At 46.9% G+C, this 26,188-nt stretch carries 29 protein-coding genes; 28 read left to right on the top strand and 1 reads right to left on the bottom strand.

The features are described 5' to 3' along the window. Nucleotides 1-2: 2 nt before the first annotated feature. The 10 genes from aroA to QRX25_RS10860 all read left to right on the top strand — a co-directional run bounded on the left by aroA (nucleotide 3) and on the right by QRX25_RS10860 (nucleotide 8,864). Nucleotides 3-1,289: a 3-phosphoshikimate 1-carboxyvinyltransferase gene (gene aroA / locus QRX25_RS10905; protein WP_065981760.1), complete on the top strand. Its 1,287-nt coding sequence runs from the start codon at nucleotides 3-5 to the stop codon at nucleotides 1,287-1,289. A 315-nt stretch (nucleotides 1,290-1,604) separates the two neighbouring features. Then, entirely contained in the window at nucleotides 1,605-2,876 is a 1,272-nt protein-coding gene (locus QRX25_RS10900; protein WP_045511027.1) for a tetratricopeptide repeat protein, read from the top strand. Between the two features lie 73 nt (nucleotides 2,877-2,949). Then, on the top strand, nucleotides 2,950-3,489 hold the full coding sequence (locus QRX25_RS10895; RefSeq protein WP_045511030.1) for a ReoY family proteolytic degradation factor: 540 nt from the start codon (nucleotides 2,950-2,952) through the stop codon (nucleotides 3,487-3,489). 54 nt (nucleotides 3,490-3,543) lie between these two features. Further along, complete coding sequence (locus tag QRX25_RS10890; RefSeq protein ID WP_065981759.1) at nucleotides 3,544-3,990, top strand: DUF2487 family protein; 447 nt, start codon at nucleotides 3,544-3,546, stop codon at nucleotides 3,988-3,990. Between the two features lie 137 nt (nucleotides 3,991-4,127). Continuing rightward, the gene (locus QRX25_RS10885; protein WP_013352668.1) at nucleotides 4,128-4,631 is read left to right on the top strand and encodes a Rieske (2Fe-2S) protein; all 504 of its coding nucleotides are present in this window, start codon (nucleotides 4,128-4,130) and stop codon (nucleotides 4,629-4,631) included. Nucleotide 4,632: 1 nt separating this feature from the next. Then, nucleotides 4,633-5,307 (top strand): menaquinol-cytochrome c reductase cytochrome b subunit, encoded by a 675-nt coding sequence (qcrB, locus tag QRX25_RS10880; RefSeq protein WP_003153485.1) that lies wholly within the window; start codon nucleotides 4,633-4,635, stop codon nucleotides 5,305-5,307. A 31-nt stretch (nucleotides 5,308-5,338) separates the two neighbouring features. Beyond that, nucleotides 5,339-6,106, top strand: coding sequence for a menaquinol-cytochrome c reductase cytochrome b/c subunit (locus tag QRX25_RS10875; protein ID WP_045511037.1), 768 nt, complete (start codon nucleotides 5,339-5,341; stop codon nucleotides 6,104-6,106). 108 nt (nucleotides 6,107-6,214) lie between these two features. Continuing rightward, on the top strand, nucleotides 6,215-6,808 hold the full coding sequence (gene lhaT, locus QRX25_RS10870) for a lipoprotein heptaprenylglyceryl N-acetyltransferase LhaT (RefSeq protein WP_201261272.1): 594 nt from the start codon (nucleotides 6,215-6,217) through the stop codon (nucleotides 6,806-6,808). Nucleotides 6,809-6,875: 67 nt separating this feature from the next. Beyond that, on the top strand, nucleotides 6,876-7,658 hold the full coding sequence (gene ypjB, locus QRX25_RS10865) for a sporulation protein YpjB (protein ID WP_065981756.1): 783 nt from the start codon (nucleotides 6,876-6,878) through the stop codon (nucleotides 7,656-7,658). A gap of 30 nt (nucleotides 7,659-7,688) precedes the next feature. Next, complete coding sequence (locus QRX25_RS10860) at nucleotides 7,689-8,864, top strand: oxalate decarboxylase family bicupin (protein ID WP_212098300.1); 1,176 nt, start codon at nucleotides 7,689-7,691, stop codon at nucleotides 8,862-8,864. Nucleotides 8,865-8,885: 21 nt separating this feature from the next. On the opposite strand, the gene QRX25_RS10855 is transcribed toward QRX25_RS10860, so the two are convergent. After that, the gene (locus QRX25_RS10855) at nucleotides 8,886-9,758 is read right to left on the bottom strand and encodes a YitT family protein (RefSeq protein WP_013352663.1); all 873 of its coding nucleotides are present in this window, start codon (nucleotides 9,756-9,758) and stop codon (nucleotides 8,886-8,888) included. A 142-nt stretch (nucleotides 9,759-9,900) separates the two neighbouring features. Here QRX25_RS10855 and QRX25_RS10850 point away from each other — a divergent pair, with 142 nt between their 5' ends. From QRX25_RS10850 to QRX25_RS10765, 18 genes are all read left to right on the top strand, one after another. After that, nucleotides 9,901-10,236 carry a nucleotide pyrophosphohydrolase gene (locus tag QRX25_RS10850; RefSeq protein ID WP_003153495.1) on the top strand — a complete coding sequence of 112 codons (336 nt, stop codon included), beginning with the start codon at nucleotides 9,901-9,903 and terminating at the stop codon, nucleotides 10,234-10,236. Between the two features lie 10 nt (nucleotides 10,237-10,246). Beyond that, complete coding sequence (gene dapB, locus QRX25_RS10845) at nucleotides 10,247-11,050, top strand: 4-hydroxy-tetrahydrodipicolinate reductase (protein ID WP_013352662.1); 804 nt, start codon at nucleotides 10,247-10,249, stop codon at nucleotides 11,048-11,050. Between the two features lie 23 nt (nucleotides 11,051-11,073). Continuing rightward, nucleotides 11,074-11,487 (top strand): methylglyoxal synthase, encoded by a 414-nt coding sequence (gene mgsA, locus QRX25_RS10840; protein WP_065522868.1) that lies wholly within the window; start codon nucleotides 11,074-11,076, stop codon nucleotides 11,485-11,487. Further along, complete coding sequence (gene bshB1 / locus QRX25_RS10835; protein WP_212098298.1) at nucleotides 11,480-12,193, top strand: bacillithiol biosynthesis deacetylase BshB1; 714 nt, start codon at nucleotides 11,480-11,482, stop codon at nucleotides 12,191-12,193. Before mgsA ends, bshB1 begins: the two co-directional genes overlap by 8 nt. Next, nucleotides 12,190-13,323 carry an N-acetyl-alpha-D-glucosaminyl L-malate synthase BshA gene (gene bshA, locus QRX25_RS10830; protein WP_014470055.1) on the top strand — a complete coding sequence of 378 codons (1,134 nt, stop codon included), beginning with the start codon at nucleotides 12,190-12,192 and terminating at the stop codon, nucleotides 13,321-13,323. Before bshB1 ends, bshA begins: the two co-directional genes overlap by 4 nt. A 4-nt stretch (nucleotides 13,324-13,327) precedes the next feature. Then, nucleotides 13,328-14,518 carry a CCA tRNA nucleotidyltransferase gene (locus QRX25_RS10825; RefSeq protein WP_212098296.1) on the top strand — a complete coding sequence of 397 codons (1,191 nt, stop codon included), beginning with the start codon at nucleotides 13,328-13,330 and terminating at the stop codon, nucleotides 14,516-14,518. Next, nucleotides 14,503-15,480, top strand: coding sequence for a biotin--[acetyl-CoA-carboxylase] ligase (locus QRX25_RS10820; RefSeq protein WP_212098294.1), 978 nt, complete (start codon nucleotides 14,503-14,505; stop codon nucleotides 15,478-15,480). Before QRX25_RS10825 ends, QRX25_RS10820 begins: the two co-directional genes overlap by 16 nt. Nucleotides 15,481-15,724: 244 nt before the next feature. Continuing rightward, nucleotides 15,725-16,558 (top strand): 3-methyl-2-oxobutanoate hydroxymethyltransferase, encoded by an 834-nt coding sequence (gene panB, locus QRX25_RS10815; RefSeq protein ID WP_065981751.1) that lies wholly within the window; start codon nucleotides 15,725-15,727, stop codon nucleotides 16,556-16,558. Between the two features lie 3 nt (nucleotides 16,559-16,561). Next, nucleotides 16,562-17,422 (top strand): pantoate--beta-alanine ligase, encoded by an 861-nt coding sequence (panC, locus tag QRX25_RS10810; RefSeq protein WP_115997564.1) that lies wholly within the window; start codon nucleotides 16,562-16,564, stop codon nucleotides 17,420-17,422. Nucleotide 17,423: 1 nt separating this feature from the next. Further along, nucleotides 17,424-17,807 carry an aspartate 1-decarboxylase gene (gene panD / locus QRX25_RS10805; protein ID WP_013352654.1) on the top strand — a complete coding sequence of 128 codons (384 nt, stop codon included), beginning with the start codon at nucleotides 17,424-17,426 and terminating at the stop codon, nucleotides 17,805-17,807. A 121-nt stretch (nucleotides 17,808-17,928) separates the two neighbouring features. Continuing rightward, nucleotides 17,929-20,715, top strand: a complete 2,787-nt coding sequence (gene dinG, locus QRX25_RS10800) for an ATP-dependent DNA helicase DinG (protein WP_212098292.1) — start codon at nucleotides 17,929-17,931, stop codon at nucleotides 20,713-20,715. 147 nt (nucleotides 20,716-20,862) lie between these two features. After that, complete coding sequence (locus QRX25_RS10795) at nucleotides 20,863-21,033, top strand: YpmA family protein (protein ID WP_003153512.1); 171 nt, start codon at nucleotides 20,863-20,865, stop codon at nucleotides 21,031-21,033. Nucleotides 21,034-21,044: 11 nt separating this feature from the next. Beyond that, nucleotides 21,045-21,530, top strand: a complete 486-nt coding sequence (tseB, locus tag QRX25_RS10790; RefSeq protein WP_212098290.1) for a cell wall elongation/penicillin-binding protein regulator TseB — start codon at nucleotides 21,045-21,047, stop codon at nucleotides 21,528-21,530. Nucleotides 21,531-21,552: 22 nt separating this feature from the next. Further along, nucleotides 21,553-22,734, top strand: coding sequence for a pyridoxal phosphate-dependent aminotransferase (locus QRX25_RS10785; RefSeq protein ID WP_212098287.1), 1,182 nt, complete (start codon nucleotides 21,553-21,555; stop codon nucleotides 22,732-22,734). A 134-nt stretch (nucleotides 22,735-22,868) separates the two neighbouring features. Then, complete coding sequence (gene asnS, locus QRX25_RS10780; protein WP_065981746.1) at nucleotides 22,869-24,161, top strand: asparagine--tRNA ligase; 1,293 nt, start codon at nucleotides 22,869-22,871, stop codon at nucleotides 24,159-24,161. Between the two features lie 94 nt (nucleotides 24,162-24,255). After that, nucleotides 24,256-24,954, top strand: coding sequence for a DNA replication protein DnaD (gene dnaD, locus QRX25_RS10775; RefSeq protein WP_013352649.1), 699 nt, complete (start codon nucleotides 24,256-24,258; stop codon nucleotides 24,952-24,954). Nucleotides 24,955-24,972: 18 nt separating this feature from the next. Then, nucleotides 24,973-25,632, top strand: coding sequence for an endonuclease III (gene nth, locus QRX25_RS10770; RefSeq protein ID WP_016939068.1), 660 nt, complete (start codon nucleotides 24,973-24,975; stop codon nucleotides 25,630-25,632). Beyond that, nucleotides 25,629-26,120 carry a YpoC family protein gene (locus QRX25_RS10765; protein ID WP_212098284.1) on the top strand — a complete coding sequence of 164 codons (492 nt, stop codon included), beginning with the start codon at nucleotides 25,629-25,631 and terminating at the stop codon, nucleotides 26,118-26,120. The genes nth and QRX25_RS10765 overlap by 4 nt, the downstream gene beginning before the upstream one ends. Nucleotides 26,121-26,188: the final 68 nt, after the last annotated feature.

Here is a 26,188-nt window from a genome sequence, read left to right as displayed (position 1 = left end):
CATTGAAAAGAGAAAAAGTGACGTCTTTAAACGGGGAAATTCATATTCCGGGGGATAAATCCATCTCCCACCGTTCTGTTATGTTCGGAGCGCTTGCAGAAGGAACGACAACGGTAAAAAACTTTTTGCCCGGAGCCGATTGCCTGAGCACCATTGCCTGCTTCAGAAAAATGGGTGTCTCCATTGAACAGAACGGAAGTGATGTAACGATACACGGGAACGGCATTGACGCACTTTGTGAGCCTGACAGCCTTCTTGATGTCGGAAATTCCGGCACGACCATCCGCCTGATGCTCGGCATTTTAGCCGGACGCCCATTTCACAGTACGGTAGCGGGCGACGAAAGTATTGCAAAGCGTCCGATGAAGAGGGTGACGGAGCCTTTGAAACAGATGGGAGCCGTGATTGACGGAAGAGCGGACGGAGAATTTACGCCATTATCCGTAAGAGGCGGACAATTAAAAGGCATTGATTACGTTTCCCCCGTCGCAAGCGCGCAGATCAAATCTGCCGTGCTGCTTGCCGGATTACAGGCAGAAGGAACGACGACAGTGACAGAGCCTCATAAATCAAGAGACCATACAGAACGGATGCTGAACGCTTTTGGCGCTGAGCTTGCGGAAACAGAGACGAGCGCTTCTGTAACGGGCGGTCAGAAGCTTCGGGCAGCTGATATTTTCGTGCCCGGCGATATTTCTTCAGCGGCCTTTTTCCTTGCGGCAGGCGCTGTCGTTCCCGGAAGCCGGATTGTGCTGAAAAATGTCGGCCTGAACCCGACACGCACGGGAATTATTGATGTCTTAAAGCAAATGGGGGCTTCACTTGAAGTGATTCCGTCAAAAGCGGACAGCGCGGAGCCTTACGGTGATCTGGTTATCAAAACTTCAGCTTTGAAAGCGGCAGAAATCGGCGGAGAAATCATTCCCCGTTTAATTGACGAGATTCCGATTATCGCTCTTTTGGCCACGCAGGCTGAAGGTACAACTGTCATTAAAGACGCGGCAGAGCTGAAAGTGAAGGAAACGAATCGGATCGACACCGTCGTATCAGAGCTCCGGAAAATCGGCGCAGACATTGAAGCGACTGAAGACGGCATGAAAATACACGGCAAAAAAACGCTTGCGGGCGGCGCGGGTGTATCAAGCCACGGCGACCACCGGATCGGCATGATGCTCGGTATCGCTTCATGTCTGACGGAAGAGCCGATTGAGATCCATGATACAGATGCGATCCGCGTTTCATATCCGACATTTTTTGAGCATTTAGATCAATTATCCAAAAAAGCCTGAAGATGATTCTTCGGGTTTTTCTTCATGTGTCATAAAGTCTTGGGCTTTGACATAGCTTGTCTTAAACGGAAAAATAAAAGGAAGGGGGGATGCGTTTTCGTTACAGAAACAGCCGGAATCAATCGAGCTGTTTGCGTATAAAGATGCCGTCCCCTTTTTTGCCGTTTTCCTCTTAACAATTTTTTGATAAACTATAATGCCGGGTGAAGCATCTTATTTGCGGGCAGCTCCTGTCTGAATTATGATAAGAATAACCCGAATAAAAACCCTTTTCATTGGTTGATGAGGTATAGGAAAAGAAAGGACCGGTCTGATTTGAATACATTGATTCAAGAAGCCATAAAATTAGTTGAAGCAGGTGAAACCGAAAAGGGACTCAAAGCGCTTTCAAAAGCTGAAACACAGCTTCATGACGAAGACAAAGCTATTGCAGCCCAGCTCTACTATGAATGGGGAAACGCAGAAAAAGCGTTAACGCTGATCAGTGATCTGCATGACCTTTATCCTGAGGAGTCTGAGCTGACGAATTTTTACGCCGAATTGTTAATAGATATTGATGAAGAAGAAAAAGCTCTTGAGGTGCTGGAGACGATTTCTCCGGAAGACCCGTCTTACGCAGAAAGCCTTCTTTTAATGGCTGATCTGTATCAGATGCAGGGTTTATTCGAAGTAAGTGAGCAAAAGCTGTTACAGGCGAAAGCGATGTTAAAAGATGAGCCTGTTATTGATTTCGCTCTGGGGGAATTATACTTCACACAGGGATCATACGCGAAAGCCGTTCCGTATTACGAAGAGACGGCAAAAGAGCGGAACGAAATCGGCGGCGTAAATGTTCATCAGAGGCTGGCTGAGTCATTGAGCGCGGCGGGGGAATTTGAAGAAGCGCTTTCATGGTATGAAAAAGCGGCTGCAGAACATACAGAACCGAATACGATTTTCGGATACGGATTCACAGCCTATCAGGCGGGAATGCTCAAAACCGCCATCAAGCAGCTGTCTGATTTAAAAGGGCTTGATCCTTCTTATTCATCGCTTTATATGCCGCTTGCAAAAAGCTTCGAAGCAGAAGGCATGTATGAGGATGCATTAAAAACCGCTAAAGAAGGTATTACTTACGATGAATACAATAAAGAGCTTTTTCTCTATGCGGCGAAAATGGCGTTAAAGCTCGGGAACGAAGACGAAGGCAAAAAGCTTCTTCAGGAAGCGCTGGCGCTCGATCCGGGTTATGTGGAAGCGCTCCATACGCTTTTAGCCGTCTATCATAAAGAAGAAAGCTTTGAAGAGATTATTGATCTGATTCAGGAAGTCCGCGGTTACGGAGAAGAAGACCCGAAATACAATTGGTATTTGGCAAGTGCCTATACGGGTCTCGAGCAGTATGCGGAAGCGAAAAAAAGCTTCGAAGCTGCGTATCTCCATTATCAGGAGGATCGGGACTTCTTATATGAATACGCTCACTTCTTATTGGAGGAAGGCCTTCAGAAAGAAGCGCTGCCGCTTTTAAAACAAGTGCTTTCAATGGATGGAACAAACGAAGAGCTTGAAGAAACAATCTTACGGATAGAGGATGAATTTTTGAGATAAGCAGGATTTTGGACCATGCTTGCTGAATGTATAAGTGATGTCAGATTATACGATCGATAGAGGAGGGAATTACATGCAGACCCCTGTTTCTGTCAATGAAAAAAAGGATTTTATCCGTTGGTTTTTAAATCATTATCAGCTTAAACGCCGGGAGTGCGTCTGGATTTTAAATTATTTAATGAGTCATGATACATTAATGGAAAAAGTCCATTTTGTAGAACAAGCCGAATTTTGCCCGAGAGGCATCATCATGTCTACTCATTGCGTTGATGAAGTGCCGTTTAGGTTTTACAAAGAAAATGTCATGACCACGGACGCGGAAAAATCTTTTCACGACATCCGGCTAAATAAACAGCAGGATTTATTTATCCAGCTGAATTTCCGTTCGGCTTACAGCTCGCCTGAATATGCTGCTGTTCTTGAATCAAATCCGCATCTGCCGAAAGACCTGTTTGAAAATAAACAGGATCAGGGGATGGCTGAAAAAATATTAGAACACGCCATTTCCACTTTCCAGCGGGAAAAGCTGCTTAAAGATATCGACGAGGCGCTGGACCGCCACGACAAAGAAACATTTGAAAAGCTTTCCCGCCAGTTGAATCAGCTCACATAAATGACAGCCTTGCAGAATATGCAAGGCTTGTTGCGTAAAGAGGAGGAACCAGACATGAGATGGAGGGCCGCTGATGCCGCGATCTATTTACAATCTGCAGATTACATTGATACCGCTATCATTCCGTTAATTTCCATATCATCTTCAGGAGGCTTAAAAGAAGCCGTTGAACAGGGGGAAAGCACCCAATTGCTTTCTGAAGAGCTTGAGCGCCAATTGAAGGGACGGGTATATTTATTCCCCTCTTATACATATGTTGATATAGATCAATCACAGATCGCCCTGCTTCAAAAACTCAAAGAAGAGGTGATGACCAGCTTCCGGCACGCCTTGTTTCTGACGGCAGACGAAAAATGGAAGGACTCTGAAATAGGCTCTGATGTCATCTGCATACCTGCCGTTCCGTTTGAACATATGAAAGACTCTTTAAAGAGAAAAATAGCGGATGACAAGTGCGGAGAAATTTTGAACGTTTTGTTACAGAAGTGGAACAATTCTTAAAAACTCCACGCATCCCGCAAAACAGCCGTTTTGCCTCTGTTGACCTTGCTGAAAGATTCATATATTATGAGGGTGACAAATCTCAGAATTATTTTCTATTTTAGTTAATTTTTGGTCAATCTTTAGGGGGGGAAGAGATGGGCGGAAAACAAGATATATCAAGAAGACAATTTTTAAACTATGCGCTCACCGGCGTGGGCGGATTTATGGCCGCCAGTGCGCTTATGCCTATGGTCCGTTTTGCGCTGGACCCGGTATTAAAACCGACGGGAAATCAAAAAATGGTGCAGGTTGTCAGTGTGGATGAGCTGACGAAGGAACCGAAGCGGTTTGACTTTAAAATTCATCAAGTCGACGCTTGGCACAAATCGGAAGAATCCAGATCAGCCTGGGTCTATAAGCATGGGGATGAAATTATAGCGCTTTCGCCGATCTGCAAACATTTAGGCTGCACCGTAAACTGGAACAATGATCCTAAAAATCCGAACAAATTCTTTTGTCCCTGCCATTACGGGCTGTATGAAAAAGACGGCACGAACGTTCCGGGCACGCCGCCGCTCGCGCCTCTTGACCGTTATGAGCACAAAGTAAAGGACGGCTTTTTGTATCTTGGAAAAGCAAAGCCTAGGGGGGAAGGGTGACATGCTGAACAAAATATATGACTGGGTGGATGAACGTCTCGATATTACGCCGATGTGGCGGGATATCGCTGACCATGAAGTGCCGGAACATGTGAATCCAGCTCACCATTTCTCGGCTTTTGTCTATTGTTTCGGCGGATTGACGTTTTTTGTAACCGTTATCCAAGTGCTGTCCGGGATGTTCTTAACCATGTATTATGTGCCGGATATTAAAAACGCGTGGGAATCTGTGTATTATTTGCAGAATGAAGTCGCTTTCGGACAGATTGTAAGAGGAATGCATCATTGGGGCGCAAGTTTAGTTATCGTGATGATGTTTTTACATACACTGCGGGTTTTCTTTCAGGGAGCCTATAAAAAGCCTCGGGAATTGAACTGGATCGTCGGTGTTCTGATCTTCTTTGTGATGCTCGGTCTCGGTTTTACAGGGTATCTGCTTCCGTGGGATATGAAGGCGCTGTTTGCGACAAAGGTAGGACTTCAGATTGCGGAAGCGACGCCATTGATCGGAGCGCAGGTGAAAACTCTTCTTGCCGGCCACCACGATATTGTTGGGGCCCAAACGTTGACGAGATTCTTTGCGATTCACGTATTTTTTCTCCCTGCCGCTTTGTTTGCGCTCATGGGCGCCCACTTTGTCATGATCCGCAAGCAGGGAATTTCAGGACCGCTTTAATACAGATCTGATATAAAAGGGAGGGGATGACATGCATCGGGGGAAAGGAATGAAGTTTGTAGGAGATTCAAGGATACCGGCTGAAAAAAAACCGAATATACCGAAAGACTATTCAGAGTATCCGGGAAAGACAGAAGCGTTTTGGCCGAACTTCCTGCTGAAAGAATGGATGGTCGGAGCCGTTTTCCTCGTCGGATTTCTCGTTTTAACGATTGTGCACGAGCCGCCTTTGGAACGGGTTGCGGACCCGACGGATACGGGGTATATTCCGCTGCCGGATTGGTATTTTCTATTTTTATACCAGCTTTTAAAATATGAATATGCCGCAGGGAGCTACACTGTAATCGGCGCGATGATAATACCGGGGCTTGCTTTCGGGTCGCTGCTTTTGGCGCCGTTTCTCGACAGGGGTTCTGAAAGAAGGCCGTGGAAGCGTCCGGTTGCAGTCGGCATGATGCTTTTGGCGCTTTGCGCTACGATCTTTTTAACGTGGCAGTCAGTCGCGACGCATGACTGGGCGAAGGCGGAGGAGCAAGGGAAAATTAAAAAAGAAGCTGCTATTGATACAGAATCAGACGGTTATAAAGTATTTAAAGAACAAGGCTGTATATCCTGTCACGGGGATAATCTTCAAGGCGGAGGCGCCGGTCCGTCTCTGGTCGATAATGGGCTGAGCCCGGAAGAAATTAAAAAGATCGCAGTCAAAGGAAAAGGGCAGATGCCTGCCGGTGTTTTTAAAGGGAATGACAAACAGCTTGATCAGCTGGCGAAGTTCATTTCTGAAACAACATCGAAATAACGTATTGTGAAGCGGACAATAGCAGGATATACTTTTATGAAAAGAGCTGACCGGATGTCAGCTTTTTTTGTATGATACATATCTTTTTATGGACTGAGAGTTGATGGTATGAGGTGGATTTCTTATCTTTTAGGGCGGCGCGGCATGCTTCTGCTTGCTCTTGCCGTTAATTTTATCGGTACGGTGTACGGCTATTATTGGTATTTGCCGCAGCTTGCGGACACGCCGCTGCGTTTTCTGGTGTTTGTGCCTGACAGCCCGACAGCGACGTTTTTCTTCCTGTTTGTGCTTCTGGCATTTCTCATCGGAAGAAACGCGCCGCTGTTTGAAGCGCTTGCGCTTGTAACCCTTGTAAAATACGGGCTGTGGGCGGTCGGAATGAATATCTTTGTGCTGATCAAAATGGGGCAGATGCCTTGGGAAGGGTACATGCTGATTGCTTCACATTTCGCCATGGCCGTTCAAGGCGTTTTATACAGCCCGTATTTTCGGTTTCGATTATGGCATCTCGTCCTTGCCGCTGTTTGGACGCTTCATAATGACGTCATTGATTATCTTTTCGGCATGATGCCTCGCTACTCAATGCTTAGTGCCTATATGCAAGAGATCGGCTATGCCACATTCTGGCTGAGCATTTGTTCACTCGGTCTTGCATACTTTTTGGTGATTTCCAAAAGGCGGATAAAGCTTGACTTACACTGATAGAATCTTGGTCTAACCTTGTCCCGCTCCTCATATTCTGTAAAGAGAAGGAGTGGGAGGGACCTCTATGAAACGAAAGCTGACGATCTGTCTTTTGCTTGCTCTTATGTGTTTCATCACAACTGCCAAAGCTGAAGGTGAGGGGGGTCTCAAGGAACTGAACGACCTTTCGGATACCGTTTTCCAAATGACTCGGCATTCGCAGTATGATGAGGCCCTGCAAGTGCTTGGCTACTTTAAGAAAAAAATGACACACGTAAACTCACTGACCGGCGCCGAAGTCAGGCAGGTGACTCTGGGCTACAATGATTTAGTGCGGGTCTTGAAACAGGCAGATGCCTCAAATACCGAAAAAATACGGGCAGCCGCCCAGTTCAGGTTGGTAATGGATGCGATGGAAGATCACTCCGATCCGCTGTGGGGTTCGCTTGAACGACCGATTATGGCTACATTCAGCGCCTTAAAAGAAGATGTCAGCGGGAACGGAAGTGAGAATTTCAATGAAAAGTGGAATGAATTTATATCATTATATGATTTGATTTATCCCAGCCTGACAATGGATGTGTCGGCCGGCCAGCTTGATACGGTGGCGAAACATATCGAGGTGATTGAGCAGGAAGGGTTTCAGCAGATGACAAAAGGAACAAAGCTTGAACGGCTGACGCTTCTCCAGCAGGATTTAAAAAAGGTATTTGACAAGGTGGAACGGGATGACGCTGATCCTTCGCTGCTCTGGGTCATTCTGACAACAGGCGGTATCATTATTACTGCGCTGACATATGTCGGCTACCGAAAATACAGAGCGGAAAAAAAGAAAGAGAAAAAGCGTGAATATCCTAAGTCTAAATAAACACAAATTGCTGTAAAGGAGCTAAAGAAGGTGAAAAAACTCATCCAGCAATTGGCTTCAAAACACCTCCCGCAGCCGATCAGAGGCAGAAAAGGGGCGACTGATGAAGGCCCGCGAAACCTCGCTCGTGACTTCCAGAATCCTGACATGCTCGTTCCGCCCTCAACGGATGCAGGAACGGTTCAAAACTTGAAATTCTCTTTTTCTGATACGCATATGAGGCTTGAAGACGGCGGGTGGTCAAGAGAGGTGACGGTCAGAGAACTGCCGGTGTCCAAAAACATCGCGGCGGTGAACATGAGACTGAAACCGGGAGCGGTGCGGGAGCTTCATTGGCATAAAGAAGCCGAATGGGGATATGTGATAAGCGGAGAAGTCCGTTTAACCGCGGTCGACCAAAATGGGCGGAATTTTATTGATAACGTCAGGGAAGGCGATCTGTGGTACTTTCCTTCGGGCATTCCTCACTCCATTCAAGGAATGGAGCAGGGCAGTGAGTTTTTGCTTGTCTTTGATGACGGCTCTTTTTCAGAAAACAGCACCTTTTCAGTAACGGACTGGTTTGCTCATACTCCGCGCAGCGTGCTGCAGGCGAATTTCGGTGTTTCAGGATATGATTTGGCTTACATCCGCGCAAAAGAGCGATACATGTTCCAGCTGGAACCGCCTCCCCCTATTGAACAGGCAGCAGTTTCTTCCCCGGAAGGCACCGTTTTGGAACCGTTCAGCTACAAGCTTTCACTGCAGGAACCTCTTGTAACCAGCGGAGGAAAAGTAAAGATCGTCGATTCAAAAACGTTTAAGGTGTCAAAAACGATTGCCGCCGCTCTTGTGGAAGTCGAGCCCGGCGGCATGAGGGAATTGCATTGGCATCCGAATACGGACGAGTGGCAGTACTATCTTTCGGGAGAAGCGAAAATGACAGTGTTTGCGGCGGAGGGAAGAGCGCGGACATTTAACTATCAAGCGGGTGACGTAGGATATGTTCCTTTTGCGATGGGGCATTATATCCAGAATACTGGTGACACCGTGCTTCGCTTTCTGGAAATTTTCAAAAGCGACCGTTTCGAGGATATCTCCTTAAACCAATGGCTGGCGCTGACGCCGCAGCGCTTTGTCGAGCAGACGCTCAATGTCAGCCCGGCATTCACCCGCCGGTTGAGAAAGAAAAAATCACCGGTTGTCAAATGGAAACACGAGGAGTAGGCGGCAAGAGCCGCCTTTTTATTATCGTCTGATCGGATTTTTATTTTCATCAAGCGTAAATCCTTCGCCGAGCACATCATGGACGTCGCTTACAGCAACAAAAGCATGCGGGTCAACAGAAGTAATGACGCTTTTCAAAAGCACAATTTCGTTTTTCGGAACGACGCAGTAAAGAACGTCTCTGTCTTCTTTTGTATATGATCCTTGTCCTTTTAAAACGGTGACGCCGCGCTCCATCTCTTCAATGATCTTTTGCTGGATCAAATCGTTCTTCGAAGAAATAATCGTTGCCCCTTTTGCGGCATAACCGCCTTCCTGTATAAAATCAATCAATCTCGCAGCGACAAAAACGGCTACAAGCGTGTACATCGCTTCCTTGTAAGAAAGATACGTAAACAAAGAAAGGAGAATGACGCAGGCGTCAAAAGCAAACATCGTCCGGCCCATCGGGATTCCGAAGAATTTATTAATCAGCCTGGCGATGATATCGACTCCTCCCGTCGTGCCGCCGTATTTGAAAATAATGCCGAGACCCGCTCCGATAAATACACCGGCGAACAAGGCGGCGAGCGCTAAATCATGCGACAGGGGCATATGAATTTCGTAGCGCTGAAAAATACTCAGAAAAACGGAAAGAGAGACGGTTCCGATCAGGGTATAGACAAACATCGTCCGGCCGAGCATTCTCCAGCCGATGAAAAAGATGGGAATGTTTAAGACCAGGTTGGAAATAGAAGGGCTGATGTGGAATAACGCATATAAAAGCAGCGTAATGCCGGTGAATCCGCCTTCCGCTAAATTGTTCTGCATATTAAAGTGAACCAGTCCGAATGAAAAAACAGCGGCGCCGATTAAAATAAAGCAAATGTTTTTGATTCTGATTTCTCCAAGCATTGCATCAAACCCCTTTTCCTTCCATAAGATCGCGTAAATATTATAGTGGATACAAAAGAAAACAGCAAACTCCCGTTTTAAACATTTGTCAAATGTACTTGAATTAGCTAACATGGAAGAGATGACAGGAGGTATTCGCACAGTGAGTGACAAAACGATGAAAGACTTACAAGCTGAGGTCGATGAATATATCGGCCAATTCAAAGAAGGCTATTTCAGCCCGCTTGCCATGATGGCCCGTCTCACAGAAGAACTGGGCGAACTCGCAAGAGAAGTCAACCATTACTATGGGGAAAAACCGAAGAAAACGACGGAAAATGAGAAAAGCATGGAAGAGGAAATGGGCGATGTGCTGTTCGTCCTCATCTGCCTCGCCAACTCCCTTGATATTTCATTGGAGGAAGCTCATAACCGCGTTATGCATAAATTTAATACACGGGATAAAGACCGCTGGACGAGAAAAGAAGAAGGAAAGTAGGAGAAATCACATGTCAAATGAAACCATTAAAGTCGTCATTGCCGGACCGAGAGGCAGAATGGGTCAGGAGGCCGTAAAACTTGCCGTCCGCACGCCTCATTTTGAGCTTGTCGGCGCCATTGACCATACATACGATCAGCAAACATTGCGGGAAGTGATGTCAGCTGATTCAGACGCTCTTATCTATACGGATATCCGCGCATGTTTCCAGGAAACAAAACCGGATGTGCTGATCGATTTGACAACGCCTGAAATCGGCAAAAAACATACGAAAGCCGCTCTTGAACACGGCGTTCGCCCTGTTGTGGGAACGACTGGATTTTCTGAAGCGGATTTACAGGAACTTCACGCTCTCACCGAAGAAAAAGGGATCGGCGCTATCATCGCCCCGAATTTTGCGTTAGGCGCGGTGCTGATGATGAAATTCTCACAAATGGCCGCCAACTATTTTGAAGATGTAGAGATTATTGAGCTCCATCATGATCAAAAACTGGATGCACCGAGCGGAACGGCGCTGAAAACTGCGGAAATGATCTCAAACGTCCGTTCAGAAAAGCAGCAGGGTCATCCAGATGAAAAAGAAATTCTGCCGGGCGCCCGCGGTGCCGAATTAAACGGAATCCGCCTTCACAGTGTGCGTCTCCCGGGCCTTATCGCCCATCAGGAAGTCATGTTCGGCATGGACGGCCAGACGCTGAAACTGCGCCATGACTCCTATAACCGGGCTTCCTTTATGTCAGGAGTGAAGCTGTCAGTAGAGCAAGTGATGAAAATCGACCAGCTTGTATACGGACTCGAAAATATTATCGACTGAATCGGCAAGGGGGAGAACATCAAATGAAAATCGCTTTAATTGCTCACGATAAAAAAAAGCAGGATATGGTTCAGTTTACGACCGCATATAAAGATATATTGAGCCATCATGAGTTATACGCGACGGGTACGACAGGCTTGAAAATCCAAGAAGCGACCGGATTGTCCGTTGAACGTTTTCAATCCGGCCCGCTCGGCGGAGATCAGCAAATTGGCGCATTAATTGCAGCAAATGCCTTGGACCTCGTCATTTTTCTGCGCGACCCGTTAACTGCGCAGCCTCACGAACCGGATGTCTCGGCGCTGATCCGGCTGTGTGACGTATACGCGATCCCGCTTGCCACAAATATGGGAACAGCGGAAATCCTCGTCCGTACGCTGGACGGCGGGGCGTTTGATTTCCGCAATCTCGTGCGCGGAGGAGAGCCGAATGCCTGAACACGTTGATATCCTTGCGTTCGGCGCTCATAGCGATGATGTCGAGATCGGTATGGGCGGCACGATCGCAAAATTTACGGCACAAGGAAAAACCGCGGTGATATGCGATCTGACCGAGGCTGAACTATCATCTAACGGGACGGTAAGCATAAGAAAAGAAGAAGCGTCGGAGGCGGCCCGAATTCTCGGCGTAAAAGAGAGAATCCAGCTTACGCTTCCCGACCGCGGGCTTTTGAAAAGTGAAGATGCCATCCGTAGGATTGTCAGTGTCATCAGAGCCTGCCGGCCGAAAGCCGTTTTCATGCCTTATCCGAAAGACCGCCACCCAGACCACGGCAATGCTGCGGCATTGGTCGAAGAGGCGGTGTTCTCAGCGGGAATTCATAAATACAAAGATCATCATCAGCTGCCGGCTCACAAAGCTCAGAAAGTATACTATTATATGATCAACGGATTTCACCGTCCGGACTTTGTAATCGACATAACGGAAACCATCGATCTGAAAAAGGAAAGCCTGAATGCCTATCAAAGCCAGTTTATTCCTACGGCGCAGTCAGTGAACACACCGCTGACAAACGGTTATATCGAAATGGTGGAAGCGCGGGAAAGACTGTATGGCAAAGAAGCCGGGACGGGGTACGCCGAAGGTTTCTTTTCAAAACAGCTTCCCGTTTTGAATGATGATGTTTTTGGGGGCGGACAATGAGACCATTAAAAATAGGGATTACATGCTACCCGAGTGTCGGAGGCTCGGGTATTATTGCGACGGAACTCGGCAAGCTGCTTGCGGAAAAGGGGCACCAGGTTCATTTCATTACATCAAGCATCCCGTTCAGATTAAATACATATCATCCGAATATTCACTTTCATGAGGTGGAGGTCAACCAATACGCGGTATTTAAATATCCGCCGTATGACCTTTCGCTGGCGAGCAAAATCGCTGAGGTTGCCGCAAGGGAAAATCTTGATATCATCCACGCGCACTACGCGCTGCCGCATGCGGTATGCGCTTATCTCGCTAAACAGATGCTCAAGCGTGACATCGGCATCGTTACGACGCTTCACGGTACGGACATCACCGTTTTAGGATATGATCCGTCACTAAAAGATTTAATCCGTTTTGCTATCGAATCGTCCGACAGAGTGACGGCGGTATCAACCGCGCTTGCCGGTGAAACATATGACTTAATTAAGCCGAATAAAAAAATTGAGACCATTTACAACTTTATTGATGAACGTGTTTATCTTAAGAAAAATACAGAGAGTATAAAAGAGAAACACGGTATTTTGCCGGATGAGAAAGTCGTCATTCATGTTTCAAACTTCAGAAAGGTAAAGCGCGTGAAGGATGTCATCCGTGTTTTCCGTAATATCGCAGCTAAAACAAAGGCAAAGCTTCTGCTTGTCGGCGACGGACCGGAAAAGTGCGTCGCTTGGCAGCTTGTCGAGAAATACGGTCTGCAGGATCAAGTGCTGCTCCTCGGAAACCAGGACAGGGTGGAAGAGCTGTATTCCATCAGCGATCTTAAGCTTCTTCTGTCTGAAAAAGAAAGTTTCGGACTCGTTCTCCTTGAGGCGATGGCCTGCGGCGTGCCGTGCATCGGAACTAATATCGGCGGGATACCGGAAGTGATTAAAGACCAAGTAAGCGGTTTTCTGGTGGAAGTCGGCGATATTCAGGCGGCTTCTGAAAAAGCGCTTGCGATTTTAGAAGACAAACAGCTCAGCAAACGTTTGACTGACCATGCGCTCAAAATGGTGGAGACCGCCTTTTCTTCGCAAAGAATCGTCAGTCAGTATGAACGGATTTATGACGAATTGGCAGGACCGGAGTGATCTTATGGAACAGGAATTTGTCAAAGCCCTCCCCATCCTTCACCATCTGATGAAGGCTGGTCATCAGGCGTACTTTGTCGGTGGAGCCGTCAGAGACAGCTATATGAAACGAAAAATAGGTGATGTGGACATCGCAACCAGCGCTTCGCCGAATGAGGTGGAGCGCCTCTTTGAGCGGACTGTCGATGTAGGCAAGGAACACGGCACCGTAATTGTCTTATGGAAAGATGAAACCTATGAAGTCACCACCTTCCGTGCCGAATCAGAATATAAGGATTATCGGCGCCCTGAAGCCGTACGGTTCATTACTTCTTTATCAGAAGACTTAAAGCGGAGAGACTTAACGATTAATGCGATGGCGATGTCTGCCGAAGGAGATCTGGTTGATTATTTCGGCGGCGCACACGATATCGGGAAAAAGCTGATCCGTACGGTGGGAAACCCTGAAGACCGTTTTCGGGAAGACGCTCTGCGGATGATGAGAGCCGTCCGATTTATGAGCCAGCTCGGCTTTGTGTTAGAGGAAAAAACAAAAAAGGCCGTCATAAAAGACAGGGAGCTTTTGGCGCATGTATCAGTAGAACGAAAGACCGTCGAGTTTGAAAAGCTTCTCCTTGGCACATCCTCAAAAGAAGCGATTCAAACGATGGTGCAGACGGGACTGATACAGGAGCTGCCCGGTCTTTCCGGTTATGAGCAGCAAATGCTCGAAGTAAGTGAATTCCCGTTTTCTTCCTTGGATGCGCGCGAAGAACGCTGGGCAGCGCTGTTATTATTTCTCGGCCTTAGTCCGAAAAATGCCGAACCGTTTTTAAAACAATGGAAACTGCCGGGAAAAGTCATAAAAGGAGCGGTGAGGATCATAAGCGTGTATCCGGCGCAGTTGGAAGCAGAAGCGATGTACCGGGCGGGAGAGGCGCTGTTTTCAGCTGTTAAAATCGGAATGCTGAAAAAGCAAAAGACGATTGATGAACAAAAGCTGAAAGAGGTTCAGAGCCTCTATGAGCAGCTGCCGATCAAAAGTCTCCGTGATCTCGACATTTCAGGCGCCGATCTGATGGAGCTCAGAAACCGCCGCGCGGGTAAATGGGTGGCCGAAGAACTGCGCCGGATTGAAGAAGCGGTATTGGCAGGAAAGCTCCCCAACCGTAAACATGACATAAAGGAGTGGCTCGCATCATGGGATCAACATTAAAAACCCAATTAATTGATTTATTTTCTGAGGCGGGTGACGGCTTTATCTCCGGGCAGAAAATAAGTGACGCGCTCGGCTGCTCGAGAACTGCCGTTTGGAAACATATAGAAGAGCTCCGCAAAGAGGGCTATGAGGTTGAGGCGGTCAGGCGGAAAGGGTACAGGCTCATCAAAAAGCCGGGAAAACTCAGTGAATCCGAAATCCGTTTCGGGCTGAAAACAGAGGTTTTGGGCAAACAGCTGTATTACCGGGACGTCCTGCCGTCCACCCAAAAAACGGCCCATGAACTTGCCAATGACGGTGCGCCGGAAGGGACGCTCGTAGTCGCCGATAAACAAACGGAAGGCAGAGGAAGAATGTCCAGAGTATGGCATTCACAGGAAGGAAACGGGATATGGATGAGCCTCATCCTCAGACCGGACATTCCATTGCAAAAAACGCCGCAGCTTACCCTGTTATCTGCCGTTGCGGTCGTACAGGCCATTGAGGCCTTTACCGGTGTACAGCCCGCCATTAAATGGCCGAATGACTTAATGATTCACGGTAAAAAAGCCGTCGGGATTTTAACTGAGCTTCAGGCGGAAGAAGACCGTGTCCGTTCGGTTATTCTCGGGATCGGTATCAACGTGAACCAGCAGGAAACCGATTTTCCCGGCGAGCTTCAGGAAATTGCGACAAGCCTCAGCCTGGAGGCCGGCGAAAAAATTGACAGAGCGGGTCTGATACAAGAGATTCTGCTGACTTTTGAAAAACGCTATCAGGATTATTTGAAGCACGGCTTTACACCGATCAAGCTATTATGGGAAAGCTATGCGGTCGGACTGGGGAACGAGCTCAGAGCGAGAACGCTGCAAGGGACGTTTTACGGAAAATCGCTTGGCATTGATGATGAAGGAGTTCTTCTCTTGGAAACGAAAGACGGAATAAAGAAAATATATTCTGCCGATATTGAGCTCAATTAATCTTAGTTGGTACAAGTCTTGTGAATTTGGTATACTTCCTATGGGCAGTATCATAATGAACTGCACCTGATCAGCAGAACAGAGACTACGAAAAGTCTGCCTTGATCCAAAAAAGGACTGGGACAGAGGGATGACATTCGCCGAACGTTAAACAAGTGGGAATCCTTCTTATTTTACAGAAGGCTTTTTTGCTTGCAAAGAATTGGCGGCTCATCTCCTCACCGTTTAGAGGAGGAGAATCAGAATGAAAACAAAACTGGATTTTATGAAAATGAAGGAAAACGGAGAGCCGATCGTGATGCTGACCGCTTACGATTATCCGCAGGCCAAGCTCGCGGAACAGGCTGGAGTCGACATGATTTTAGTCGGGGATTCGCTCGGAATGGTCGTGCTCGGGCTCGATTCAACCGTCGGCGTAACGGTCAGTGACATGATTCATCATACAAAAGCGGTAAAACGCGGTGCGAAAAATACGTTTATCGTAACTGATATGCCGTTTATGTCTTACCACCTTTCAAAAGAGGATACATTGAAAAACGCCGCGGCCATTATTCAGGAAAGCGGCGCTGACGCGTTAAAGCTTGAAGGCGGAGACGGCGTTTTTGAATCCATCCGCGCGCTGACTCTCGGAGGCATTCCTGTCGTCAGCCATTTAGGGCTTACACCGCAGTCTGTCGGAGTATTAGGCGGATATAAGGTACAGGGAAAAGACGAGCAAAGCGCGAAAAAGCTCATTGAAGACAGCATCAAATGCGAACAGGCGGGAGCGATGATGCTCGTCCTTGAATGTGTGCCTGCTGAACTGACAGCTAAAATAAAAGAAGAAGTATCCATTCCCGTTATCGGAATCGGAGCCGGTTCAAAAGCGGACGGCCAAGTCCTTGTTTATCATGACGTTGTCGGCCACGGCGTGGAGAGAACACCGAAGTTCGTGAAGCAATACGCCAAAATCGACGGGACGATTGAGTCCGCGCTCAGCGGTTACGTCCGTGATGTGAAAGAACGGGTTTTTCCGGAAGAAAAGCACTCCTTTCAGCTGAATCAAACTGTGCTGCAAGGCTTGTACGGAGGGAAGTAAGCGATGAAACAAGTGACAGAAATTCAACAGCTGAAAGAACTGATTGCACAATACCGCTCAGAAGGCCGGACGATCGGATTCGTTCCGACGATGGGTTTTCTTCATGAAGGGCATCTGACGCTGGTTGAAAAAGCGACCAAAGAAAACGATATTGTCGTGATGAGCATCTTTGTTAATCCGACTCAATTCGGACCGGGCGAGGATTATGAAGCTTATCCGCGTGATTTAAACCGCGATGCCCGGCTTGCGGAACAGGCGGGGGCAGATGTATTGTTTACGCCGTCTGCTAGTGACATGTATAAGGGTGAGCAAAATGTTGCCGTGCATGTAAAAAGAAGAACTGACGTGTTATGCGGCGCCTCCCGCATCGGCCATTTTGACGGAGTGGCTACTGTTTTGACGAAGTTTTTCAATCTCGTCAAACCGACCCGCGCCTACTTCGGCCTGAAAGATGCCCAGCAGGCGGCGGTTGTGGACGGATTGATTGAGGATTTCTTTATGGATATCGAATTGGTTGCGGTGGACACGGTCAGAGAAGAAGACGGGCTTGCTAAAAGCTCTCGCAACGTCTATCTGACTGAGCAGGAACGAAAAGAAGCGCCGATGATCTATAAAGCGCTGCAACAAGGCGCCGAGCTGATCAGAGACGGTGAAAGAAACCCGGAAAACGTCATAAAAGCCGTCACCGACATCATCGAAAACACAAGCGGCGTCATTGATTATGCCGAATTGTACGCTTATCCGGAGCTGACTCCGCTTAAAACGCTAAACGGCAAGATCATTCTGGCCTGCGCCGTTCAATTTTCTAAAGCAAGACTGATTGATAATATCATTATTGATATTGATGAATGGGAGAGATCATAATATGTACCGTACTATGATGGCCGGAAAACTGCACCGCGCTACCGTGACGGAAGCCAATTTAAACTATGTCGGCAGCATTACGATCGACGAAGATCTTTTGGATGCCGTCGGAATGCTCGTTAATGAAAAAGTTCAAATTGTGAATAATAACAACGGAGCGAGACTTGAAACGTATATTATTCCCGGTAAACGGGGGAGCGGCGTCATCTGTTTAAACGGAGCCGCCGCCCGTCTCGTCCAAGAGGGAGATAAAGTCATTATTATTTCTTATCAAATGATGTCTGATCAGGAAGCAAAAACCCATCAGCCAAAGGTGGCGGTGCTTGATGATCAGAATAAAATCGAGCAGATGCTGGGTCAGGAGCCGGCGCACACGATTTTGTAAAAGAGCCCCCTTCATGGGGGTTTTCTTTTAAGATTTAGGGGCAAAAGCTGTTTTTCCGCTCCATTTCTCAACAAAACGTGTTACACTTTTCTCGTATGCAAGAATTGAGGTGTCCATTTTAATGAACAAGCAACGGTTCGTTGTCATAGATGTCGAAACAACAGGAAATTCGCCGAAAAAGGGCGATAAAATCATTCAAATCGCAGCGGTTGTCATTGAAAATGGACAAATAACTGAGCGGTTTTCAAAATATATCAATCCGAATCAGGACATCCCGCCGTTTATTGAACAGCTGACCGGAATTTCAACCGGTATGGTTGAAAATGAACTGCCGTTTGAAGCGGTCGCAGAAGAGATTTTTCATCTGCTTGACGGCGCGTATTTTGTTGCGCACAATATTCATTTCGACCTCGGATTTGTCCGGCATGAACTGAGCGAAGCGGGCTATGAGCTGACGGATTGCGAAGTGCTTGATACGGTTGAGCTCTCGCGTATTGTTTTCCCGGGATTTGAAGGGTATAAGCTCGGTGAATTGTGCGCGGAGCTGAATATTGTTCATGACCGGCCTCACCGCGCAGACAGTGATGCGGAGGTTACGGGGCTGATCTTTTTAGACATTTTACATAAACTGAAACATTTGCCTTTGCCGACGTTAAAGCAGCTTAGAAGGCTTTCACAGCATTTTATCAGCGATTTGACGCTGCTTTTGGATTCTTTTATTCATGAAAACAGGCCGGCGGCAGAAGAGAGCTGCATTCCATATGCCTCATTTTCAATTAAAGAGCCCGATCAAATCCCGGCATCCCGGCCGGTGAACGCTGCCATTGACCTTGAAAAATGGAACGAAGAAAAAGAACGGCTCTTATCTGACATCATCCCCCGCTATGAAAAGCGGAAAGGGCAGCTTTCGATGATGGATGAAGTGCTTGGTGCCTTCCGCAATCGGGAGCATGCGCTTATTGAAGCGGCGCCCGGCATCGGAAAAACGATCGGTTATCTCGTTCCGGCTGTTTTATTTGCCAAAGCGGAACAAACTCCCGTCATTATCAGCACGTACTCTACTCTTTTGCAGCAGCAGATCATGTCTAAAGATCTCCCGCTTTTGGAACGTATGTTTCCTTGGCCGGTTCAGGCCGCTATTTTAAAAGGGAAATCGCATTATCTGTGCTTGCGCAAGTTTGAACATATTCTGCATGAGGAAGATGACAACTATGATGCGGTTTTGACGAAGGCGCAGCTTCTCATCTGGCTGACGGAGACTGAAACGGGCGACTCAGCTGAGCTGAATCTTCCTTCGGGCGGGAGATTGCTGTGGGAGCGCATGTCCTATGATGAGGATTCTTTTTTGAAAAAAGGGAAGGAATCGGCCGCCGGATTTTATGAACGGGCTAAAGAAAAAGCGCAGGCCGCAGATTTGATTATCACAAACCATGCTTTGCTGTTTTCAGATCAAAGCAGTGAAACAAAAAAACTGCCTGCAAGCGGAACGGTCATCATCGATGAAGCGCATCATTTCGAACGCGCCGCCAGCGAGCATTTAGGCCGCAGAGCTTCATACATCGGGCTGCACACAAAGCTCAGCCGAATCGGAACGTTGAAGGAACACGGGCTGTTAAAGCGGATGAGAAAACTGTTTTATACGTATGATCTGCCGGCGGAAAGTTTTTTTGACGCCGATGAGTGGATGAAGCATATTCAATCTGAAAGCGACGCATTTTTCAGTTCAGTGCATTCTTTTGTTAAACGAAGAAAACCTAAAGACGATCTGAACCGTCTCGTCTATAGTCTGAATCATAAAAGCCAGGATAAAGGGCTTTTCATGATAACGGACGGAGCGGAGCGGCTTTGTGCGATGCTTGATCAGCTGCTCGACTTGTTTTCCGTGCAGGAGAAACTGTTACATCAAAAGCTTGATGAGATGAAAAGCGGAGCGGCTTTTTTAGCGGCTGAATATGTAAAGTGTATCAGAGGGCTGAGAGAATACCGCGATACGTTCAGCCGGCTGCTGTTTGAAAATGATGAGAAAGAGGCCGTTTGGGTTGAAATTGATGCGAAAGGGGCAAAAAACGCCGTCAGTATCTATGCACAGCCCCTGGAGCCCGGTGAAATGCTGGCAGACCAGTTTTTCGCCCGCAAAAAAAGCGTTGTGCTCACATCAGCGACCTTAATGGTGGAGCAGTCTTTTCAATTTATGATTGAAAGGCTGGGACTTTCGGATTTTTATCCGCGCACCAAAAGCATCCCGTCTCCTTTTTCTTATGATGATCAGATGAACGTCATCATTCCGAAAGAAATGAAATCCGTCAAATATGACGGAGAGCGGGAAGTCATTGAGCATATTGCCAAGTATGCAGAAATCATGTCAAAGGGAAAACAGCCGAAGATCCTTATCCTGTTTACATCTCATGATATGCTGAAAAAAGTGTATCAGGAATTGAAACTCAGTATGGAGATCTCAGGCATTCAGCTTCTCGGCCAAGGCATCTCGGGCGGGAGTCCCGGTAAATTAATGAAAACCTTTAAAACGGCCAGCCGGGCGATTTTGCTCGGGACGAATCATTTCTGGGAAGGCGTTGATTTTCCGGGAGATGAATTGTCAACCGTCATGATCGCAAGGCTTCCTTTCCGTGCGCCTGATAACCCGCTTCATGCCGCAAAATGCGAATTCGCTAAGAAGCAGGGGAAAAACCCGTTTCAGACCATTTCCCTGCCTGAGGCCGTGTTAACGTTCAGACAGGGAATCGGGCGGCTGCTCCGTACGGCGGGAGACAAAGGAACGATTGTGCTGTTAGATCAGCGTGTCAAGACGGCTGGGTACGGACGGCTGTTTCTTGAAGCGCTCCCGACGTCATCCCTTTTGGAACTGACGGATGACGAACTCGCAGATTATGTCAGCCAAACGGAATAAAAGCCGCATAAACGCGGCTTTCGTGGTGTGGGATGAGGAATTGTTTATATAGTAAAAGCGGGTTCATGCCGCCTTGTGATTTTATTATGCCGCGCGTGCATCCCGTTATGACTAACAAAATTTGTTCGACCGATGGAGGGTATAAAAATGGAAAGCAAAATTGAGATTCTTTCTACGATTAATGTGGAGCATTCGGATGATTTATATAAAATCGTCGATACATTAAACCGGACTTTGAAAAGGGACAATCTGATGTTCGGACTTGCGCTTGACGAAGAAAATCAAAATGAAGCGGTCTTCACCATTTATCGCACATAGGTGAAAAAAAGATGAGAAAAAAAGCATTAATATTTACAGCCGTATTTGGTATTATTTTTTTAGCAGTTCTTTTATTTTCGGCCAGCATTTTTAAATCTGCAATGGCTCAAAAAGAAGAAGGTCACGAAACAGCTGCCGCTGCCGCTAAAGAAAAAACGAATCTGACAGATGCTGAGAAAGTGGAAACCTTTGTCGGCAAACAGAAGTATTACGTTGTTTCCGGAACGGATAAACATGGAAAAGACATGTATGTATGGGTTCCGGCCGACAAAAAAGCAAAAATTCTCTCGAAAAAAGCCAGTGACGGCATTTCAAGCGGCAAGGCTGCCAAGATTGTTCAGGGCGAAGGGCTTGTTTCCAAGCTGAATGACGTCCACCCGGCGAGAGAAAACGATGTCCTGCTGTGGGAAGTGACCTACATCAACAAAAACGGGCAGTATAGTTTTAGCTATGTGGACTTTACAAGCGGCAAGATTCTCAAAAACATCACACCGTGAGACGTATTAGGGGGAGTTCAAGTTGAAATTGGCAAAAAGAGTATCCGCATTAACACCGTCTGCAACACTTGCAATTACCGCAAAAGCGAAACAGCTGAAAGCAGAAGGCCATGATGTCATCGGCCTGGGAGCAGGAGAACCGGATTTTAATACGCCTCAGCACATTATAGATGCCGCGGTGCGTTCCATGAATGAAGGGCATACGAAATATACGCCTTCTGGCGGTCTGCCGGCGCTGAAAGACAGTATCGCTGAAAAATTCAAAAACGATCAGGGAATTGAATATCAACCGTCTGAAATCATTGTCTGCACCGGAGCGAAACACGCCCTGTATACGTTATTTCAGGTCATTCTCGATGAAGGGGACGAAGTGATTATACCGACTCCTTACTGGGTAAGCTATCCTGAGCAGGTGAAATTGGCGGGAGGACGTCCCGTCTATATCGAAGGATTGGAGTCCAATCAGTTTAAAATTTCACCGGAGCAGCTGAAGCAGGCGGTCACGGAGAAAACAAAAGCAATCATTATCAACTCACCGAGCAACCCGACAGGTGTCATGTATACGAAAGAAGAGCTTGCGGAACTCGGAAAAGTGTGCCTTGAGCATGACATTCTGATCGTTTCTGACGAGATTTATGAGAAGCTTACATACGGAGGAAAAAAACACGTCTCAATCGCACAGCTTTCAGATGAATTGAAAGAGCAGACGATCATCATTAACGGCGTGTCGAAATCCCACAGCATGACGGGCTGGAGAATCGGTTATGCGGCGGGTTCCGAGCCGATTATTAAAGCGATGACGAGCCTTGCGAGCCACAGCACATCAAATCCGACGTCCATCGCGCAATACGGCGCCATTGCGGCATACAATGGGCCGGCTGAGCCGCTGGAAGAGATGAGACAGGCATTTGAGCACAGACTGAATACGATTTACGCTCAGCTCAGTGAAATTCCCGGCTTTACCTGTGTCAAGCCTGAAGGGGCGTTTTACTTGTTCCCTAATGCCAAAGCGGCAGCAGAAAACTGCGGATTTAAAGATGTCGATGAATACGTGAAGGCGCTTCTGGAAGAAGAAAAAGTCGCCATTGTGCCGGGCTCGGGCTTCGGTTCACCGGACAACGTCCGCTTATCTTACGCAACGTCACTTGATCTTTTAGAAGAAGCGGTCGAGAGAATCCGCCGCTTTACGGAAAAACACAGCTGATTCTGAAAAAGCGGCTTTTGAAGCCGCTTTTCATCTGCATTGACCCCGTAAGAGTAGAACGGGTATAATAAAGTGATGAAAAAAGAGATTCAGGCAGATTCCTGAATGTCTTTCTTGTTCTGGAGGGAAAGATTTTGAAAACAACAATCAACCAAGTGTATAAACACACAGGCGAGGAAGTAACGATTGGAGCTTGGGTCGCGAATAAACGCTCAAGCGGTAAAATCGCATTTTTACAGCTGAGAGACGGTACGGGCTTCATTCAGGGAGTTGTCGTCAAAGCTGAAGTTGAAGAAAACATCTTCCAAATCGCAAAATCAGTGACGCAGGAAACGTCACTTTACGTAAAAGGGATTGTGAAAGAAGACGAGCGTTCACCGCTTGGCTATGAGCTTGCGGTTACGTCCATTGAAGTCATTCACGAAGCGACTGATTATCCGATTACGCCTAAAGAGCACGGCACGGAATTCTTAATGGACCACAGACATTTATGGCTCCGTTCGAAACGCCAGCATGCGATTATGAAAATCCGCAACGAAATCATCCGTGCGACTTATGAATTCTTCAACAAAGAAGGCTTCGTGAAAGTTGATCCGCCGATTTTGACGGGAAGCGCTCCTGAAGGCACGACTGAGCTGTTCGCGACGAAATATTTTGATGAAGACGCCTTCTTGTCTCAAAGCGGCCAGCTGTATATGGAAGCTGCAGCAATGGCGCTCGGAAAAGTATTCTCATTCGGACCGACATTCAGAGCGGAAAAATCAAAAACGAAACGCCACCTCATCGAATTCTGGATGATTGAGCCTGAAATGGCATTTGTCGAATTTGAAGAAAACCTTGAAGTTCAAGAGAATTACGTTGCTTATATCGTACAAAGCGTGCTGAAACATTGTAAGATCGAGCTGAACACATTAGGAAGAGACACGTCCAAGCTTGAACAAATCAAAGCGCCGTTCCCGCGCATTACGTATGATAAAGCGATCGAGTTCCTGAAAGAAAAAGGATTCGACGATATTGAATGGGGAGATGACTTCGGTGCGCCGCATGAAACTGCGATCGCAGAAAGCTATGACAAACCGGTGTTTATCACTCATTATCCGACGTCATTAAAACCGTTTTATATGCAGCCTGCCAAGGATCGTGACGATGTCGTGTTATGTGCTGACTTAATCGCTCCGGAAGGCTACGGGGAAATCATCGGCGGTTCAGAACGCGTTCACGATATGGATTTATTGGAAGAAAGATTAAAAGAACACGGTCTGGATTCAGATGCTTACAAATGGTATGCTGAACTCAGACAATACGGTTCTGTTCCGCACTCCGGCTTCGGCCTCGGACTTGAGCGGACAGTGGCTTGGATCAGCGGAGCGCCTCACGTGCGTGAAACGATTCCGTTCCCGAGACTTTTGAACCGTCTGTATCCGTAATAGTTATAAAAAACGAAGTCTCCTGTAAGGGAGACTTTTTCTAAGTAAAGGGGAAAGCTCCCGGAGATAACCTTTTACAGTAAGAGGTGTAAGCATGAAAAAACAGCAATTTATAGATATGCAGGAACTCGGCATTTCAAGCATTCCCAACCTGCTGCTGACACATTATCGGCAGCTCGGGCTGAACGAAACCGAATTGATCCTGCTCTTGAAGATTAAAATGCATTTGGAAAAGGGCTCTTATTTTCCGACGCCGTTTGAACTTCAATCAGGCATGTCCATTTCTGCTGAAGAATGTACAAGCTGTCTGAGAATGTTTATTCAAAAAGGCTTTCTGTTCATTGAAGAATGTGAAGACCATAACGGCATAAAGTTTGAAAAATATTCTCTGCAGCCGCTATGGGCGAAGCTGTATGATTACATTCAGCATTCACAAAACGAAACGCAGGAAAGAACGTCAGAAAGAGAACAAAAAAGCCTGTACACCATCTTTGAAGAAGAATTCGGAAGACCGCTGTCTCCGCTTGAATGTGAGACGCTGGCCATATGGCAGGACCAGGATCAGCATGATGCGATTTTGATTAAACATGCGTTAAAAGAAGCTGTTTTATCAGGAAAGCTCAGTTTTCGCTATATTGACCGGATTTTATTTGAATGGAAAAAGAACGGCTTCAAAACGGTTGAGCAGGCGAAGGCACACAGCCAAAAGTTCCGGCGCGTTCAAACGAAACAAAATGAACCGCAAAAAGAGTATACGAGGCAGGTGCCTTTTTACAATTGGCTGGAACAGTAACATGAGAAGGAGAGAAACGTGTTAAATTTAAAGCAGATTGAATATTGTCTTGATAAAATCGGCGATATGTTTCCGCACGCAGAATGTGAACTTGTCCATTCAAATCCTTTCGAACTGGTTGTGGCAGTCGCTTTATCTGCGCAATGTACGGATGCTCTCGTCAACAGAGTGACAAAAACGCTATTTCAAAAATATAAACGGCCCGAAGATTATTTGGCCGTACCGCTGGAAGAACTCCAGCAGGATATTAAATCTATCGGCCTGTACCGAAATAAAGCCAAGAATATTCAAAAGCTGAGCAAAATGATTATCGAAGAGTACGGCGGGGAAGTGCCGAAAGACCGAGATGAGCTTGTGAAGCTGCCGGGTGTCGGACGGAAAACGGCAAATGTGGTCGTATCCGTTGCTTTCGGCGTACCTGCAATTGCAGTAGACACTCATGTGGAACGGGTCTCGAAACGGCTCGGCATCTGTCGCTGGAAGGACTCTGTATTAGAAGTAGAGAAAACATTAATGAAAAAAGTGCCGAAAGAGGATTGGTCTGTCACGCATCACAGATTAATATTTTTCGGACGGTATCATTGTAAAGCGCAATCCCCCCGCTGTGCGGAATGTCCTTTGCTTTCGCTATGCAGGGAAGGGCAGAAGCGTGACAAAAAAGGGCTGGTGAAACGGTGACGGCAATTGACATTCTGGCAGGCTATGAAACATACTTGCGCAGCCTTACGGACCTGGAAAGCCTCGAGATCAAAACGGTGCTGCGCCGCCATCCGCTGTATATGGATTTCAGCGGCCAGCCGAAAGTGCAGCCATGGAGGGAAAGGAGCGAATATGTTCCGTTTCTTTTTCAGATTTGGATCGAGACGAAAGAAGCGCTGCTCCCCGTTTTTCAAACAAGGAAATCGAGATGTGATCAAAACGACATGCTGAAAGGGATCGTCTGTCTGATTGCCGCTTTTCATTGGACGGCAGGGGAGCGGGTCACATCACTCGATTGGTCTGTACTTGAAACAAAGCATTTTCCCGCGGAACCGATTAATTGGGCGGAGAGAATGGCGTTTATTTTAACAAAACCGACTCAATTTCACTCGTTTATTCAGCTGGATGAATTAATGATGGAGATGAAAAAGCAATATCATAAATATGAAGTCATGAACAAATCATAAAAAACCTCCTTTTCTCGTAAGGAGGTTTTTTTGCATGAAAAAAATCCTTCACCTGTTTGAGGTGAAGG

Source organism: Bacillus sp. L381 (assembly GCF_030284525.1).
Classification (GTDB): Bacteria; Bacillota; Bacilli; order Bacillales; family Bacillaceae; genus Bacillus; species Bacillus amyloliquefaciens.
This window is presented reverse-complemented; position numbering and strand designations above follow the sequence as displayed.

Excerpts from the sequence above, each read along its gene's own strand:
- panB (WP_065981751.1), top strand. The coding sequence starts at position 15,725 with ATGAAAACAAAACTGGATTTTATGAAAATGAAGGAAAACGGAGAGCCG.
- QRX25_RS10855 (WP_013352663.1), bottom strand. The coding sequence starts at position 9,758 with ATGCTTGGAGAAATCAGAATCAAAAACATTTGCTTTATTTTAATCGGC.
- qcrB (WP_003153485.1), top strand. The coding sequence starts at position 4,633 with ATGCTGAACAAAATATATGACTGGGTGGATGAACGTCTCGATATTACG.
- QRX25_RS10895 (WP_045511030.1), top strand. The coding sequence starts at position 2,950 with ATGCAGACCCCTGTTTCTGTCAATGAAAAAAAGGATTTTATCCGTTGG.
- QRX25_RS10875 (WP_045511037.1), top strand. The coding sequence starts at position 5,339 with ATGCATCGGGGGAAAGGAATGAAGTTTGTAGGAGATTCAAGGATACCG.
- QRX25_RS10795 (WP_003153512.1), top strand. The coding sequence starts at position 20,863 with ATGGAAAGCAAAATTGAGATTCTTTCTACGATTAATGTGGAGCATTCG.
- ypjB (WP_065981756.1), top strand. The coding sequence starts at position 6,876 with ATGAAACGAAAGCTGACGATCTGTCTTTTGCTTGCTCTTATGTGTTTC.
- QRX25_RS10885 (WP_013352668.1), top strand. The coding sequence starts at position 4,128 with ATGGGCGGAAAACAAGATATATCAAGAAGACAATTTTTAAACTATGCG.
- tseB (WP_212098290.1), top strand. The coding sequence starts at position 21,045 with ATGAGAAAAAAAGCATTAATATTTACAGCCGTATTTGGTATTATTTTT.
- QRX25_RS10820 (WP_212098294.1), top strand. The coding sequence starts at position 14,503 with ATGGGATCAACATTAAAAACCCAATTAATTGATTTATTTTCTGAGGCG.
- mgsA (WP_065522868.1), top strand. The coding sequence starts at position 11,074 with ATGAAAATCGCTTTAATTGCTCACGATAAAAAAAAGCAGGATATGGTT.
- QRX25_RS10825 (WP_212098296.1), top strand. The coding sequence starts at position 13,328 with ATGGAACAGGAATTTGTCAAAGCCCTCCCCATCCTTCACCATCTGATG.
- lhaT (WP_201261272.1), top strand. The coding sequence starts at position 6,215 with ATGAGGTGGATTTCTTATCTTTTAGGGCGGCGCGGCATGCTTCTGCTT.
- dinG (WP_212098292.1), top strand. The coding sequence starts at position 17,929 with ATGAACAAGCAACGGTTCGTTGTCATAGATGTCGAAACAACAGGAAAT.
- QRX25_RS10890 (WP_065981759.1), top strand. The coding sequence starts at position 3,544 with ATGAGATGGAGGGCCGCTGATGCCGCGATCTATTTACAATCTGCAGAT.
- panC (WP_115997564.1), top strand. The coding sequence starts at position 16,562 with ATGAAACAAGTGACAGAAATTCAACAGCTGAAAGAACTGATTGCACAA.
- dapB (WP_013352662.1), top strand. The coding sequence starts at position 10,247 with ATGTCAAATGAAACCATTAAAGTCGTCATTGCCGGACCGAGAGGCAGA.
- bshB1 (WP_212098298.1), top strand. The coding sequence starts at position 11,480 with ATGCCTGAACACGTTGATATCCTTGCGTTCGGCGCTCATAGCGATGAT.
- bshA (WP_014470055.1), top strand. The coding sequence starts at position 12,190 with ATGAGACCATTAAAAATAGGGATTACATGCTACCCGAGTGTCGGAGGC.
- dnaD (WP_013352649.1), top strand. The coding sequence starts at position 24,256 with ATGAAAAAACAGCAATTTATAGATATGCAGGAACTCGGCATTTCAAGC.
- panD (WP_013352654.1), top strand. The coding sequence starts at position 17,424 with ATGTACCGTACTATGATGGCCGGAAAACTGCACCGCGCTACCGTGACG.